Below are 658 nucleotides of genomic sequence, written 5' to 3' on the forward strand. Positions count from 1 at the left end.
GCTTAAAACAGTTAAGGATGATGGTAAGGAAAAAGATGAAACTTATCAGAATGTTGCAGAAGCGTTTGAAGGAGTTGGTAGTTCTTTCACGAATATCAAAAATGAGATCACCAACCAGATTAATCATCTTCAGTCAGAAGATTCTGCGGTTGTTCATTACGATAAGAACAATGATGAAAAAGGCACTATTAATTATACAAGTGTGACTTTCGGCAAAGGAAAGAATTCTGCGGCTGTTGGTTTGCATAATGTTGCGGATGGTCTGATTGCAAAGGGTTCACATGATGTGGTTAATGGCAACCAAATTAATACCCTGTCTCAGGATGTAGCGAAGTTTTTGGGTGGCGGAGCGTCATTTAAAGAGGGTAGCTTTACACATCCAACCTATGAATTATCCAGTGTTTCTGAAGATGGTCAGGTAAGCAAGTCTGTCTTTAATGATGTAGGTTCAGCTTTTTCTGGTCTTGGTGCAAGTGTTAAGAATGTGAACAATCATCTGACAAATGTAGTGCAGAATTTTGATGAGAAGATTACGAATATTACTCAATCAGTTCAAGGCGAGGCGCTATTGTGGAATGATACAGTCAAAGCGTTTGTAGCGAAGCATGGCAAAGGCGATGCGAGTAGCGATAGCAAGTTTGAGTTCCTTGCGAGGGGT

The 658-nt window shown here is 40.3% G+C and carries 1 pseudogene; it reads left to right on the forward strand.

What is annotated here, in order from left to right:
* Window positions 1–658: pseudogene (locus J7R05_RS07435) on the forward strand (hypothetical protein); the annotation flags it as partial.

The organism is Bartonella capreoli (assembly GCF_902813205.1).
Classification (GTDB): Bacteria; Pseudomonadota; Alphaproteobacteria; order Rhizobiales; family Rhizobiaceae; genus Bartonella; species Bartonella schoenbuchensis.